This window comes from Xanthobacter autotrophicus (assembly GCF_005871085.1).
GTDB classification, from domain to species: domain Bacteria; phylum Pseudomonadota; class Alphaproteobacteria; order Rhizobiales; family Xanthobacteraceae; genus Xanthobacter; species Xanthobacter autotrophicus.
The window spans coordinates 518814-533240 of the sequence record NZ_VAUP01000022.1; the positions used below are offsets into that span (position 1 = coordinate 518814).

Consider the following 14427-nt stretch of genomic DNA (forward strand, 5'->3'; position numbering starts at 1 on the left):
TTGGGAACGCGGCTGGATCGGCATTCGCTGACGGCTTCGATATTTACGCAACGTCATACCCGGCCTTGTGCCGGGTATCCACGCCGAACCGCCTGCGCTTATGTGCGAAAATCGTTCCCGGCCTTGCCGCGTGGATGGCCGGGACAAGCCCGGCCATGACGGCAATGAAGCGCCGGAGGGGGCCTGAAGGCCCCATCTGGATGGATTAAACCGATCTCTTGCCCCTCACACCCCCGACAGATGATGCAGGACGATGCCGCTGGTGGTGGCCACGTTCAGGCTGTCGAAGCCGGCGGCCATGGGAATGGCGACGGTGCGCGTCATGGCCATCACCGCGTCGGGCAGGCCCGGCCCCTCGGTGCCGAACAGGGCCGCGACCCGCGGCGGCCGGACAAGCCGGGACAGAGGCTCGCGCCCGGCCGGCGACAGCGCCACCACCTCGAAGCCGCGCGTCTTCAGCAGGTCCACCGCCGCTGCGCCGTCCGCCACCCGCGCAAACGGCACCACCAGGCTCGCCCCCACCGACACCCGGATGGCCTTGCGGTAGAGCGGATCGCAGGAGGCGGCATCGATCAGCACCGCATCGGCGCCGAAGGCCGCCGCATTGCGGAAGATGCCGCCCATATTGTCGTGATTGGTGAGGCCGAGGGCCGCCACCACCAGCGCCCGCTCCCCCAGCCGGTCCAGCAGCGCCCCCGGCTCCGGCAGCGGCCGCGCCGCCCCGAGCGCCAGGATGCCGCGATGGATGGGAAAGCCCACCACCTGGTCCATCACCTTCTGCCCGGCCACATAGATCGGCACGTCCTCCGGCAGGGCCGTGATGACATCGGCGAGCCGCATGGCCTGCGCCTCGGACAGCAGCAGCGCGCGCAGGCGGTGGCTATCCGCTCCACCGAGGCGCGACACGAGCAGGCGCAGCACCACCTCCCCTTCCGCCATGAAGGAGCCTTGCCGGCCCACGAGGTCGCGCTCGCGCACGTCCCGGAAATCCGCGATGCGCGGATCAGCGGCCTCGGTCACCGGAAGGATCATAGGGGCCGGCGCTTCACCGGCACGGGCGGAGCGGTGGTGGCGCGCACCACCAGCTTGGGGGGCATCTCCACCCGCTCCACCGGGCGTGACGGATCGGCGATGCGCTTGAGGGCAAGGTCGGCGGCGGCACGGCCGTATTCGGGGATGAAGGTGTGCACCGACGTCAACCCCGGATGCCAGACTTTGGCCTCGCCGATGTCGTCATAGCCCACCAGCGAGAAGTCTCGGCCCACCGTGAGCCCGGCCGCCTGCAGCTCCATGAGGGCGCCGAAGGCGGAGAGGTCGTTAAAGCTGACGGCGGCGGTGGGCGGCTCCTCCAGCGCCAGCAGGCGCGCCAGCTGGCGGCGGCCTTCTTCCCGCAGGCCCGGCCCTTCCATCACCAGGGTGGGATCGAAGGTGAGGCCGGCGGCGGCAAGGCCGGCCTTGTAACCGGCAAGACGCTTGCGGCCGGTGGAAATAGCGCCGAAGCCGCCCAGCATGCCGATGCGGGTATGGCCCAGCGCCACCAGATGGGCGACGCCCAGTGCCACCCCGGTCACATCGTCCGAGCCGGCGAAATCGAAGCCCGAGCCCTCGATCTCCCGCGTCACCTGCACCACGGCGATGCCGGTGGAGGCGAGCGCCTTCAGGTCCGCAATCGTGGAATAAGCGGCGGGCGAGACCAGGAAGGCGTCCGGGCGGTATTCGGCCAGCGTCCCCAGGGTGCGGGTCTGGCGCGCCACGTCCTCCTGGCTGACGCCGAGCAGCACCGTCTTGCCGGCGGCGGTCAAAGCATCCTCCACCGCCGCGAGCAGCTCGGTGAAGGAGGGATTGACGATATCGTGCAGGCCCAGCGCCACGATATTGGTGCGCGCCGTGCGCAGGGCCGCGGCGCCGCGATTGGCCACATAGCCGCGGGCGCGGGCTACTTCCTGCACCTTCAGGCGCGTCGCCTCCGCCACCATGGGGCTGTCGCGCAGGGCGAGCGAGATGGTGGCGGTGGATAATCCAAGCTCGCGGGCAAGGCCCTGGAGCGTCACCTTGCCGATGGAAGCGGGCATCTGGCCGGCTTGGGCCTGATCGGGGATATTGTCATCCATGGGCCTTCCCTATAACCGGATCTGTCGCGTCTCGCGCCGTCCTTTCGTTCATGTTAAACGATTTAACGGCAACGACCAATGGTAATTGGCATAGGGACGAAAGACATGACCGAGGATACGAGCAAGGCGCGGGTCGGTTTCATCGGCGTGGGACTGATGGGCCATGGGATGGCGAAGAACATTCTCGCCAAAGGCTTTCCCCTCGCCGTGCTGGGCCATCGCAACCGGGCACCCGTGGAAGACCTCGTCGCTCGCGGGGCCACCGAGGTGAAGTCGGCGGCGGAGCTGGCGCAGGTGAGCGAGATCATCGTCCTGTGCGTTACCGGCGCGCCACAGGTGGAAGCGGTGTTGCGCGGCGAAAACGGCATTCTCTCCACTGCCAAAGCCGGCCTCCACATCATCGATACCTCCACCTCAGAGCCCACCCTCACCATGGCGCTGGCGGCGGAACTGGAGGCGCGCGGCGTCTTCTTCTGCGATTCGCCCCTCGGCGGCACCCCGGTGCAGGCGGACGAGGGCACGCTCTCGGCCATGGTGGGCGCGCAGGACGCCGCCTTCGCGGTGATCGAGCCGGTGGTGGCGGCCTATGCGAACCGCATCGTGCGGGTGGGCGCGCCGGGGGCGGGGCACACCATGAAGCTGCTCAACAACTTCCTGTCGCTGGGCTATGGCGCCATCTATGCGGAAGCACTGGCGCTGGCCGCCAAGGCGGGGGTGACGCCGCAGGTGTTCGATGCCGTGATCCGCGGCGGGCGCATGGATTGCGGCTTCTACCGCACCTTCATGGGCTATGCGCTGGACGGCGACGTGAACGCCCACCGCTTCACCATCACCAATGCCCACAAGGACATGCGCTATGTGACCAACCTCGCCACCAACACTGGCGCGGCGGCCTTCATCAGCGCCACGGTGAAGAACCTCTACGCCACCGCCGAAGGGCTCGGAAACGGCGAGAAGAACGTGCCGCTGCTGGTGGATGTGGTGGGGCAGATGAACGGGGTGCGTAAAAGCTGATCCAGCCCCGGAGCACGTGACGATCCGGCATGAAGTGGTCGGTACGTGCTCCGGCGGGCTGTGTGGGCAGTGTCGGCGCGGGGCTCAGGCGGCGTTCTTGATCGCCAGTCCGTCCGCGTAGGACACTTCCTTGTAGTCGGAAGGCGAGGAATACTTCAGGCCCACGTCGGCGAGCGCGTCGAGCTTGGCGGCGGTGTCGTATTTCTTCAGCTTGATCTTGTCCACGTAGAACGTGTCGATCAACTCATTATAGACCGAGGTGCCGTCGATGAAGATGGCGAAGATCTTCACATCGCCGAACTGGATCGAGAGGCGATTGCCCTGGGGCAGGTCCGCGATATAGATGAGATACTTGCCATCGGCATTGAAGGCCGAGCCGAAGGTCTCCACCAGCTTGGGCAGGGATTCGAATTCGGCGATGGAGCCGGCGAGGAAGCCGATGGCCGGCTGGCCGTCTTCGGAAACGGCGAAGACCTCCTTCAGGAGGGTCTCCGGGCCGTCATAGGAGATTTCGCCGCGAAAGCCGAAGCGGCCGGCCACGTGGGTGTCGGCGTTCAGGCTGGGCTTCAGCAGCCGGCCCTCGGTTTCGAGCTTGGCAAACGGCGTATCTGCAATGGCAGTCATAAGGATTGGTCCTTTGTGGAGGTCGTGGTGGGCTTGCTGTGGGTGCCGTCGTTCGCTCGGCGGAAACCTGCCGCGCGAACCGCACCGTCGCGGTCTGCCGCGCCCAAAGGGCGCGACCTCTGGTCGGCGGGCCGTGCGGCCCGCTTCAATCGCCCGTGATCAGGACCTCGGGGACCTCGTTGGGGTCCTCAATGTCTAGTCCGTCTTCTTCGGCCAGTTCGACATCCACCAGACACACGTCGCCATCGTCGATGACGAGCTTGATGGGCGTCAGCGCCTTGCCCTGGCAGGGGCCGATGAAGCAGTGGCCGGTGTCGAAATCAAACTTCGCCCCGTGCCGGCCGCACGCGAGGAAGTTGCCCTCCCGGTCGAGAAACTCCCCCGGCACCAGATCCAGGCGCGTGCCCTCGTGGGGGCAGGCATTTTCGTAGCCGTAGTAGTTCTTGGACTGGCGCGCGATGAGGATGGGCCACCTCTTGACGGCGCCGGTCTCGTCCAGCCGCGCCAGCACGAAGCCGCGCGCATCGCCGTCATCGACCTCATAGGTGGCACATACGGCGAAAAGCTCACTCATGGACCGCGCCTTTCCCCGGACGTGCGAGACGCTCCCCTTGGCGGGAAGCGGACATGGACCAGCTACAAGCAAGATCGGAGCCACGGGGAATTGTCGGGTTTCGGCGGGCGATTGCGAAGGCGCGGGACAAGCCAAGCCGCCGCAAACTCCGTAGCCTCCAACCGCCTTCCCCTTCACCCAGCCTTAACCCCTGCCGGCCACACTCCTACCTGTTCGTAAGCGTTGCGTAGGGTTGCGTCATGCGTAGTGTGGCCAAGGGGGCAGCCGGACGGACGGCGCGCCAGTTGGGCGTTTGTCCGGAGTATGCCGAGCCTGCCCCCTTGGCGGCCCCACGGGCCGTTACGGTGCCAGGTACGGCCCCGCGGGCCGTCGAGCCGGTGCTTACGGCACCCCGTGCCGCGCGCGCTGTATCTCCGGCGAAGCGGACGCGGGACGCGGCAGGCGTCGCGCCGGGCGCGTTGCCCCTCGACCAGATCCTCCTCGGCGACAGCATCCAGATGATGGCCGGCCTGCCCGCCGGCAGCGTGGATCTCGTGTTCGCCGATCCGCCCTACAATCTCCAGCTCGGCGGCGAGCTGAAGCGGCCCGACGAGAGCCTCGTCGATGCGGTGGACGACGATTGGGACCGCTTCGACAGCTTCGCCACCTATGATGCCTTCACCCGCGCCTGGCTTCTGGCCGCGCGGCGGGCGCTGAAGCCCAACGGCACGCTGTTCGTCATCGGCTCCTATCACAACATCTTCCGCGTCGGCGCCATGATGCAGGATCTGGGCTTCTGGATCCTCAACGACATCGTGTGGCGCAAGGCGAACCCCATGCCCAATTTCCGGGGCCGGCGCTTCACCAATGCCCACGAGACGCTGATCTGGGCCGCCCGCAGCGCGGATGCCAAATACACCTTCAATTACGAGGCGCTCAAAGCGGGCAACGAAGATGTTCAGGTGCGCTCGGACTGGCTGTTCCCCCTGTGCACCGGCCAGGAGCGGCTGAAGGACGGGGCGGGCAAGAAGCTGCACCCCACCCAGAAGCCCGAGGCCCTGCTCGCCCGCGTCCTGCTCTCGGCGACCAAGCCCGGCGACGTGGTGCTCGACCCCTTTTTCGGCTCCGGCACCACCGGTGCGGTGGCGAGGCGCCTGCGCCGCTCCTTCATCGGCATCGAGCGGGAGGAGGCCTATGCGCAGGCCGCCCGCGCCCGTATCGATGCGGTGGAGCCGCTGCCGGAAGATGCCCTGATCGCCCCGCCCAGCGCGCGGGAAGCCCCGCGCGTCGCATTCTCGGTGCTGGTGGAGCGCGGGCTGGTGACGCCCGGCGCCGAGCTGACCGACGCCAAGGGCCGCTTCCGCGCCGTGGTGCGGGCCGATGGCACCCTGTCACTGGCCGGCGGGCAGAATGTGGGCTCCATCCACCGCGTCGGCGCTCTGGCGCAGGGGGCGGAAGCCTGCAACGGCTGGACCTTCTGGCACGTGGAAGAACAGGGCCGCCGCCACCCCATCGACGTGCTGCGGGCCCGGCTGCGGGCTGAGATGGGCATCGCGGCGGAATAGGCCGGCCGGGACGCTCCGCTTACGCACGCCGGCCGCGCCCGCTATCCCGGCCGCCCAGCCACGATCGCAGCATCCCCTCTTCAAAGCCCGGCCACGGATGCCAGATGGATCCCCCGGTCAAGCCGGGGGATGACGGCGGGTCGGGGGATGACAGCGGTTGTCCATTATTCGACGCCACCGTGGGCCAGCACCTTGCGCATGAGCGAGGGCAGCGCCTCACGGCCGAAACCCTCCGGCCGAACCCAGCGATGGCCCTCAGGCGCCGGCGTGGCGGCGGGCAGGTCGGCGCGGAGCACCTTCAGCGTCAGCGCGAAATGGGTGAAGACATGCTCCACCGCCCCCGGCACGGCGCGCCAGCGGGTCGGGAAGGGGGCGTGATCCTCGGTGCGCGCAGGCGCCTTCGCCCCCGCCCGGCTGTCCCAGGGGGTGGAGGGCACCTCCGTCATCTTCGCCAGAAGGCCCTTGTCGGGCCGGGTGCGCAGCAGCACCGCCCCATCCGCCCGCACGGCGAGGAAGGCCGCGCCCTCGCGCCGGGGCTTCTCGCCCTTGGGCGCCTTCACCGGATAGCGGGCGGCATCGCCCTCAGCCCACGCCACGCACGGCTCCATCCAGGGGCAGAGCGAGCAGGCGGGAGATTTCGGTGTGCAGATGGTGGCGCCCAGATCCATCATGGCTTGGGCGAAATCCCCCGGCCGCGCGGACGGCGTCAGCGCGGCGGCGCGGGCCTTGATGGCGCCCTTCGCCCCCGGCAACGGCTCGCCGACGGCATAGAGGCGGGAGATGACGCGCTCGATGTTGCCGTCCACCGGACTTGCCGGCCGGTCGAAGGCGATGGCGGCGATGGCGGCCGCCGTATAGGGGCCGATGCCGGGAAGATCCAGCAGCGCCGCCTCGGCATCGGGGAAGCGCCCGCCGTGGCGGTCCACCACCGCCTTGGCGCAGGCGTGGAGATTGCGGGCGCGGGCGTAATAGCCGAGCCCCGCCCAGGCGGAGAGCACCTCTTCCAGCGGCGCGGCGGCGAGATGCGACACGCTGGGCCAGCGGGCGAGGAAGGCCCCGAAATACGGCCCCACCGCTTTCACCGTGGTCTGCTGCAGCATGATCTCGGAGAGGAACACATGGTAGGGATCGGCCCGCAGCCCCGGCTCGGCCCGCCAGGGCAGGCGGCGGCGGTGACGGTCGTACCAGGCGAGCAGCGCGGCAGGATCAGGCCCGCCGGTGCGTGATGCGGCGGCGGGTGCGCCGGAGCTTGCTTCGGCAATCGCGTCGGAACTTAGGTCCGCACGCGCGCCCGAACCTGCCGACGCACGCGCCGAGGCCCGCGCGGACGCTCTTGCAGTCGCTCTCGCTGCTGCTCTTGCCGTGGCTCTTGCGGCGGGGGAGGATGTCATGCGGCCAAGGTGGCTGCGTCGGCGCCGCAGGACAAGGGGCGCCGCGCCTTCTTCCCCTTCAGAGAATCCCCGAGCCGCCCGTGTCGAACCCGCTCCGCATGCTCTCCCGCCGCTCCGGCCCCCGGCCGCTCGCCGACTTCGTCGCGCCGAGCATCTCGGACCTGTGCGGCAAGGCGGGCTTCTCCGTGGTGGAGGTGGTGACCCACTGGGACGAGATTGTCGGGCCGGACCTTGCCCCGCGCTGCATGCCCGTGCGCCTGCAATGGCCCAAGGAAGACGGCGCCGCCGCCACTTTGGTGGTGCGGGTGGAAGGCGCCTATGCCATCGAGCTGCAATATGCCGCCGGCGTGGTGGTGGAGCGCATCAACGCCTATTTCGGCTGGCGCTGCGTGGGCCGGCTCGCCCTGCGCCAGGGGCCGGTGCCTCAGCGCCATGCCCGCCAGCCTTTGCCGTCCAAGCCCGAGCCGGCGACCGTCGCCGCCGTGCGCGGCGAGATCGGCGCCTTCGAGGACGAGGCGCTGGCCGCCTCCCTCGCCCGGCTCGGGGCGCTGGTGCGACGCGAGCGCGGACGCGGCTGATCGGCTTCCGGCCGGCGCGCGAGCGCACTGAACAAGCTGTGATCGTCGCACGTTTGCCGCCATACGGGCGACATGTTAGAGCGCCATGGATTCCGCTGGCGAGGCGCCCTGCCCCGCCTTTACCCGTGCTTTGCGCTCAATAGCTTCGGCGATATGGCGCATCCGGCTCCCGCCCGCGCGGGACCCCCGGATTCGACGCCGGACCTTTCGGAGATGTCCATGATTCTCGATCGCCGCCGTTTCCTGGCCGGAGCCGGACTTGCCGCCCTCGCCGCGGGCCTGGGCCTCGGCCTCACCATCCCGTTCGAGCCGGCCGCCGCGCAGACCGTCGAGCAGGCCAAGCTCATGGCCCCCGCCGCGAGCCCCCTGCCGGAGAAGGCCATCGGCAGCGCCACGGCGCCGGTGACGGTGGTGGAATACGCTTCGGCCACGTGCAGCCATTGCGCCGCCTTCCACACCACCACCTTCCCCGAGCTGAAGACGAAATATATCGACACCGGCAAGGTGCGCTTCGTCTTCCGCGAATTCCCGTTCGAGCCGGTGGCCACCGCCGCCTTCATGCTGGCCCGCTGCATGCCGGACGACAAATATTTCCCCATGATCTCGACCCTGTTCGAGACCCAGAAGGCCTGGGCCTACAGCCAGGACCCGGCGGCGGGCCTGCTGGCCGTGGCCAAGCAGGCGGGCATGAGTCAGGCCGATTTCGAGAAGTGCCTCACCGACCAGACCCTCGGCGAGAAGGTGCAGGAAAGCGCCCTCTACGCCAACAAGGAGCTGGGCGTGAACGCGACCCCCACCTTCTTCATCAACGGCAAGAAGGTCTCCGGCGCCCTCGGCATCGCCGAATGGGACAAGGAACTGGCCCCGCTGCTCGCCGGCAAGTGAGGTTGGGCGTCTTGGCGCGGGGCCTCGCGAGGCTGTAGGCGCAGTCGCCGCTCTCCCGGCCGAACTCGGCTGTTGCCGAGTTCGGTTCCCCCGCACTGAAGCCGGAAACATCCGGCTTCAGTGCGGGGGAGGGTTGGGGAGGGGGCAAGTCCTCCTCCTCTGTTCCGGTAGCGCCAGTGGAGAGCACCGTTGCCCCCACCCTGCCCTCCCCCGCACCCGGGAGAGGGTTTCCAGTATGACGGGTCGATGTGGCGGCGCACGACGAAGCGTCGAAGTATCCGCCCCGCCCTCACGCCGCCTTCAGCTTCTTCTCCACATAGCGGCTTTCCTGGGTGCGCCCGCCATAGCCATAGGCGTCGGCCTTCACCTCGCGCACCAGGATGTAGCTCTCCGGATCCAGCTCCGGCAGCAGGCCGCCCATGGCGGCGAACACCGCTTCCAGATAGGCCGCCTTCTCGTCCTTGGTGTTGGTGCCGTCCACCACCAGAATGTCGAGGGCGAAGGACGAGGCGTTCTTCGCCGCCAGCGACGCGCCGCCCACGAACCACTGCTCGCGCGGCACGAAGGAGACGGCGACGGCCGTCACCTTCGGGTCCTTGCGCAGGATGCCGGCGGTGAGATCGGACAGGGTGGCCGCGACAGTGGCGGCGAGGGCGGCATCGGGCGCGCCGGACAGCTTCACATCGAGAAGGGGCATGAGGGTCTCCATCGGTTCGATGGCGTCACCCTACGCCGCACCTTCGCATGAGAAAATTTGAATTCTAAAATCCGAGAAATCGGATAAGCTCATATCATGATCCGCAATCTCGATCTCGATCTCCTGCGCAGCTTCGCGGCCGTGGCCGATCTGGGCTCCATCTCGGCGGCCGCGCGCAAGGTGGGGCGCAGCCAGTCGGCCGTGAGCCTGCAAATGGACCGGCTGGCCGAATCCCTCGGCTTCCAGGTGCTGGAGCGGCGGGGCCGGGCCGTCTCTCCCACCCCGCGCGGCGGTGCCTTCCTGGAGGATGCCCGCCGCCTGCTCGACCTCAACGACCGGGTGCTGACCCAGCATGTGCACGGCGCCTTCGCCCAGCCGCTGCGGCTCGGCTTCGTGCAGGACGTGGGCGAAGACGTGATGAAGCGCATCCTGTATCGCCTCGCGGCCAGCTTTCCCCAGGCCCCGATCACGGTGCGCGTGTGCACCACCGTCACCATGCTGGACAAGCTGAAGGCGGAGGACCTCGACATCGCCGTGGGCCTGCGCAACGAGAGCGACCTGCCCACCACCCTGCTGCTGCGCGAGCCCATGGTGTGGATCGCCGCCCGCCACCTGCGCCTCGACCGGGAGGCGCCGGTGCCGCTGGTGCTGTTCGAGAACCCCTGCATCTGCCGCAGCGCCGCCATCTCGGCCCTCAATGCGGCGGGGCGCTCTTTCCGCATCGCCTTCACCAGCCCCAGCCTGCCCGGCCTCATGGCCGCGGTGGGCGCGGGAATCGGCGTCACCGTGCGCTCACCGCGCGCACTCAGGCCCGACCTTGCGGTGGTGGCGGACCTCGACCGCGCCAGCCTGCCGGACATGGAATTCGTGCTCTACGGCCGGCCCGGCAGCCGCCCGCCGGCCCTCGCCAAGGTGGAGGAGATCCTGCTGGAGGAGCTGCGCCGCGAGCATCCGCTCTACGCCGTGGCCTGAAGCCGGCTGGACATCGCCGGGGGGAGACCCCACCTTTTCCCCATCGTTGACGGCCCGGGGGTCTGCCCCTTTCTGCCCCGGGGGAGATTGCCGCGCCATGCCTGCCCCTTTCCCCTTCGACAATTCCTATGCCCGCGACCTGCCGGGCTTCTACGCTCCCGCCACGCCCACCCCGGTGACCGCACCCGGCCTCGTGAAGGTCAACGCCCCCCTCGCGGAAGAGCTGGGCCTCGACCCCGAAGCGCTGGCCACCCCGCACGCGGTGGAGATGTTCGCCGGCCAGCATGTGCCGGAGGGGGCGGAACCCATCGCGCTCGCCTATGCCGGCCACCAGTTCGGCCAGTTCACGCCCCAGCTCGGCGACGGGCGGGCCATCCTGCTGGGCGAGGTGGTGGACCGTGCCGGCCGACGCCGCGACATCCAGCTGAAGGGCTCCGGCCCCACGCCCTTCTCCCGCCGTGGCGACGGGCGGGCGGCGCTGGGTCCGGTGCTGCGCGAGTACATCGTCAGCGAGGCCATGGCGGCACTGGGCATCCCCACCACGCGGGCGCTGGCGGCGGTGACCACCGGCGAGCCGGTACTGCGCGACCGGCCGCTGCCGGGCGCCGTGCTGGCGCGGGTGGCGGCGAGCCATATCCGCATCGGCACGTTCCAGTTCTTCGCCGCCCGCAAGGCCACCGACGCGGTGCGCCAGCTGGCCGACTACACCATCGCCCGGCATTATCCCGAGCTTGCCGGCGCGAGCGAACCCTATCTGGCGCTGCTGAATGGCGTCATCGGCCGGCAGGCGGCGCTGGTGGCGCGCTGGCTTCTCGTGGGCTTCATCCACGGGGTGATGAATACCGACAACATGTCGGTCTCCGGCGAGACCATCGATTACGGCCCCTGCGCCTTCATGGACGCCTATGACCCGGAAACGGTGTTCTCCTCCATCGACCAGATGGGCCGCTACGCCTATGGCAACCAGCCGGACATCGCCCACTGGAACCTGGCCCGCCTCGCCGAATGCCTGATCCCGCTGCTGGGCGAGGACAAGGAAGCCGCCATCGCCGCCGCCAACGGCGCCTTGAAGGACTTCCCGGCGCTCTTCAGGGCGGCCTACCATTCCGGCCTCGTGGCCAAGATCGGCCTTGCGGCGCCGGACGGGGTAGCGAGCGAGGAAGACACCACCCTCGCTTTGGAGCTGCTGTCAGTGATGGCAGCGTCCAAGGCCGATTTCACCCTCACCTTCCGCCGGCTGGGGGCGCTTGCCGCCGACCCGGAAGCCGGGGGTCCGGTGCGCGACCTGTTCCTCGACCGGGAGGCCTTCGACGCCTGGACCACCCGCTGGCGCGAGCGGCTGGCCGCCACCGGACGCGACGCCGCGGCGACCCGCGCGGCCATGGACCGCGTCAATCCCCTCTTCATCCCGCGCAACCATCTGGTGGAGCAGGTGATCGCTTCGGCGACGGAGGGCGACTTCGCCCCCTTCGAGACGCTGAACACGGTGCTGGCGCACCCCTTCGAGGAGCAGCCGGCCTTCGCCGCCTATGCCGGCTTGCCGCCGTCCATGGAGGGCTACCAGACCTTCTGCGGGACGTGAGGGGGAGCGCCGCAAAACGAGCCAACCAAACGAAAAGGGCGCGGCCGAAGCCGCGCCCTCTCTTATTTCGAAGATGGAAGGCTGGATCAGAAGTCCATACCGCCACCGAAGCCGGCATTGCCGGCTTCGCCACTCAAGACCTTGGTCGGCCTGGACTTCCTCAGAAGTCCATACCGCCCATGCCACCCATGCCGCCGCCGGGCATGGAGGGCATGCCGCTGTCGCGCTTGGGCAGCTCGGCCACCAGGGCTTCGGTGGTGACGATCAGGGCGGCGATGGAGGCCGCGTCCTGCAGGGCGGTGCGCACCACCTTCGCAGGGTCGACGATGCCGGCGACGATCATGTCCACATATTCCTCGCTCTGGGCATTGAAGCCAAAGTTCGGATCATTGGACTCCTGCACCTTGCCCACCACGATGGAGCCTTCCACGCCGGAATTCTCGGCGATCTGGCGGATGGGGGCCTCAAGGGCGCGCAGGACGATCTTGATGCCGGCGGTGATGTCGGGATTGTCCGAGGTCACCAGCTCGACCGCCTTCTTGGCGCGCAGCAGGGCCACGCCGCCGCCGGGGACAATGCCTTCTTCCACCGCAGCGCGGGTGGCGTTCAGGGCGTCGTCCACGCGGTCCTTCTTCTCCTTGACTTCCACTTCCGTGGAGCCGCCGACGCGGATCACCGCGACGCCGCCCGCGAGCTTGGCCAGACGCTCCTGGAGCTTCTCGCGGTCGTAGTCCGAGGAGGTCTCCTCGATCTGCGCCTTGATCTGGTTCACGCGGGCCTCGATGTCGGCCTTCTCGCCGACGCCGTCCACGATGGTGGTCTTCTCCTTTTCGAGAATCACCTTCTTGGCGCGGCCGAGCTGGGCGATGGTCACGTTCTCGAGCTTGATGCCGAGATCTTCCGAGATCACCGTGCCGCCGGTGAGGATGGCGATATCCTCCAGCATGGCCTTGCGGCGATCACCGAAGCCGGGAGCCTTCACGGCCGCGACCTTCAGGCCGCCGCGCAGCTTGTTGACCACGAGGGTGGCCAGCGCCTCGCCTTCCACGTCCTCGGCCACGATGACCAGCGGGCGGCCGGTCTGCACCACGGCTTCGAGCACGGGCAGGATCGGCTGGAGGCCGGAGAGCTTCTTCTCGAAGATGAGGAGGTAGGGCTCTTCCAGGTCGGCGATCATCTTCTCCGCATTGGTGATGAAATAGGGAGAGAGATAGCCGCGGTCGAACTGCATGCCTTCGACCACTTCGAGCTCGGTCTCGGCGGTCTTGGCTTCCTCGACGGTGATGACGCCTTCATTGCCTACGCGCTGCATGGCGCCGGCGATCATCTCGCCGATGGAGGCATCGCCGTTGGCGGAGATGGTGCCCACCTGCGCCACTTCGGCGGAGGAGGAGACCTTCTTGGCGCGGGCGCGGATGTCGGCGATGGCGGCGGCGACGGCGAGGTCGATGCCGCGCTTCAGGTCCATGGGGTTCATGCCGGCGGCGACCGACTTGGCGCCTTCCTTCACGATGGCCTGGGCCAGCACGGTGGCGGTGGTGGTGCCGTCGCCTGCGAGGTCATTGGTCTTGGAGGCGACTTCACGCACCAGCTGGGCGCCGAGGTTCTCGAACCGGTCTTCCAGCTCGATCTCCTTGGCGACGGTGACGCCGTCCTTGGTGATGCGCGGGGCGCCGAACGACTTCTCGATCACCACGTTGCGGCCCTTGGGACCGAGGGTGACCTTCACGGCGTTGGCGAGGATATCGACGCCGCGCAGCAGCTTTTCGCGGGCGTCGCCGGAGAACTTTACGTCTTTGGCAGCCATTACGGCCTCCTGAATTCTGGGATTATAGGGTGCGTTCGGGCCGCCATCACTTGGCGAATACCCTCACGCGGCAGCGACACTCAACCGGCAACACCACTCACTTGGTGATGACGCCGAGGATGTCGCTCTCCTTCATGATGAGAAGGTCCTGGCCGTCGATCTTCACTTCGGTGCCGGACCACTTGCCGAACAGCACCCGGTCGCCCGCCGCCACGTCGAGGGGAACCAGCTTGCCGGCCTCGTCGCGCGCACCGGCGCCCACCGCGATCACCTCGCCCTCCTGGGGCTTTTCCTTGGCGGTGTCGGGGATGATGATGCCGCCAGCGGTCTTCTGCTCGGCTTCGATGCGCTTGACCACGACGCGGTCGTGCAGGGGACGGAAGGACATTGTTTTTACCTCTCCGAGGGACGCGAGCCTCTGGCCCGCCGGTTCTGGCACTCTCCAAGGTGGAGTGCCAAGCTCGCAGCGGAGATAAGCGGGCCACCCCTCCCCGTCAAGGCGCGCTGCAGCATGAGATCCGGCCGGCTGCCTCAAAGGACAGCTAGGAAAGCCGTAACCGGCGTGGTCTAGCTTTGGTTCACAGTGGCGCCAAACCTTCGCGATTCGCGGGGCGCGGCGGCATCGACGCGGACGGCGCCAACCATTAT

General features: G+C 68.5%; 14 protein-coding genes. 6 read left to right on the forward strand and 8 right to left on the reverse strand.

The genetic code is table 11. The annotated features are described in order from the left end of the window. Positions 1 to 225: 225 nt before the first annotated feature. Both FBQ73_RS11140 and FBQ73_RS11145 read right to left on the reverse strand, forming a co-directional pair. A complete protein-coding gene (locus FBQ73_RS11140) occupies positions 226 to 1032 on the reverse strand; it encodes a TrmH family RNA methyltransferase (RefSeq protein WP_138399539.1) in 807 nt (268 codons plus the stop codon). Continuing rightward, positions 1029 to 2111 carry a LacI family DNA-binding transcriptional regulator gene (locus FBQ73_RS11145; protein ID WP_138399540.1) on the reverse strand — a complete coding sequence of 361 codons (1083 nt, stop codon included), beginning with the start codon at positions 2109 to 2111 and terminating at the stop codon, positions 1029 to 1031. The genes FBQ73_RS11140 and FBQ73_RS11145 overlap by 4 nt, the downstream gene beginning before the upstream one ends. Positions 2112 to 2216: 105 nt before the next feature. Here FBQ73_RS11145 and FBQ73_RS11150 point away from each other — a divergent pair, with 105 nt between their 5' ends. Further along, the gene (locus FBQ73_RS11150) at positions 2217 to 3125 is read left to right on the forward strand and encodes an NAD(P)-dependent oxidoreductase (protein ID WP_138399541.1); all 909 of its coding nucleotides are present in this window, start codon (positions 2217 to 2219) and stop codon (positions 3123 to 3125) included. Positions 3126 to 3209: 84 nt separating this feature from the next. Here the strand turns inward: FBQ73_RS11150 and FBQ73_RS11155 are convergent, their stop codons facing one another. Together FBQ73_RS11155 and FBQ73_RS11160 are read right to left on the reverse strand one after the other, a co-directional pair. Next, on the reverse strand, positions 3210 to 3749 hold the full coding sequence (locus FBQ73_RS11155) for a hypothetical protein (protein WP_138399542.1): 540 nt from the start codon (positions 3747 to 3749) through the stop codon (positions 3210 to 3212). 145 nt (positions 3750 to 3894) lie between these two features. Then, a complete protein-coding gene (locus FBQ73_RS11160) occupies positions 3895 to 4323 on the reverse strand; it encodes a Rieske (2Fe-2S) protein (RefSeq protein WP_138399543.1) in 429 nt (142 codons plus the stop codon). Positions 4324 to 4643: 320 nt separating this feature from the next. Between FBQ73_RS11160 and FBQ73_RS11165 the strand changes: the two genes are divergently transcribed. Further along, on the forward strand, positions 4644 to 5867 hold the full coding sequence (locus FBQ73_RS11165) for a site-specific DNA-methyltransferase (protein ID WP_392567228.1): 1224 nt from the start codon (positions 4644 to 4646) through the stop codon (positions 5865 to 5867). A 164-nt stretch (positions 5868 to 6031) separates the two neighbouring features. On the opposite strand, the gene mutY is transcribed toward FBQ73_RS11165, so the two are convergent. Next, positions 6032 to 7129 (reverse strand): A/G-specific adenine glycosylase, encoded by a 1098-nt coding sequence (mutY, locus tag FBQ73_RS11170; RefSeq protein ID WP_138399697.1) that lies wholly within the window; start codon positions 7127 to 7129, stop codon positions 6032 to 6034. A 209-nt stretch (positions 7130 to 7338) separates the two neighbouring features. On the opposite strand from mutY, the gene FBQ73_RS11175 reads away from it, so the two are divergent. After that, entirely contained in the window at positions 7339 to 7836 is a 498-nt protein-coding gene (locus tag FBQ73_RS11175) for a DUF721 domain-containing protein (protein WP_246089657.1), read from the forward strand. Between the two features lie 219 nt (positions 7837 to 8055). Then, entirely contained in the window at positions 8056 to 8721 is a 666-nt protein-coding gene (locus FBQ73_RS11180; RefSeq protein ID WP_342780533.1) for a DsbA family protein, read from the forward strand. A gap of 289 nt (positions 8722 to 9010) precedes the next feature. Here FBQ73_RS11180 and FBQ73_RS11185 read toward each other — a convergent pair whose 3' ends face one another. Next, positions 9011 to 9418, reverse strand: coding sequence for a tautomerase family protein (locus FBQ73_RS11185; RefSeq protein ID WP_138399544.1), 408 nt, complete (start codon positions 9416 to 9418; stop codon positions 9011 to 9013). Positions 9419 to 9514: 96 nt separating this feature from the next. Here FBQ73_RS11185 and FBQ73_RS11190 point away from each other — a divergent pair, with 96 nt between their 5' ends. Further along, positions 9515 to 10390, forward strand: coding sequence for a LysR substrate-binding domain-containing protein (locus tag FBQ73_RS11190; protein WP_138399545.1), 876 nt, complete (start codon positions 9515 to 9517; stop codon positions 10388 to 10390). Positions 10391 to 10487: 97 nt separating this feature from the next. Beyond that, positions 10488 to 11972, forward strand: coding sequence for a protein adenylyltransferase SelO (locus FBQ73_RS11195; protein WP_138399546.1), 1485 nt, complete (start codon positions 10488 to 10490; stop codon positions 11970 to 11972). 160 nt (positions 11973 to 12132) lie between these two features. Here the strand turns inward: FBQ73_RS11195 and groL are convergent, their stop codons facing one another. Both groL and groES read right to left on the reverse strand, forming a co-directional pair. Further along, positions 12133 to 13779, reverse strand: coding sequence for a chaperonin GroEL (gene groL, locus FBQ73_RS11200; RefSeq protein WP_138399547.1), 1647 nt, complete (start codon positions 13777 to 13779; stop codon positions 12133 to 12135). 97 nt (positions 13780 to 13876) lie between these two features. Next, positions 13877 to 14167: a co-chaperone GroES gene (gene groES, locus FBQ73_RS11205; RefSeq protein WP_138399548.1), complete on the reverse strand. Its 291-nt coding sequence runs from the start codon at positions 14165 to 14167 to the stop codon at positions 13877 to 13879. Between the last annotated feature and the right edge of the window lie 260 nt (positions 14168 to 14427).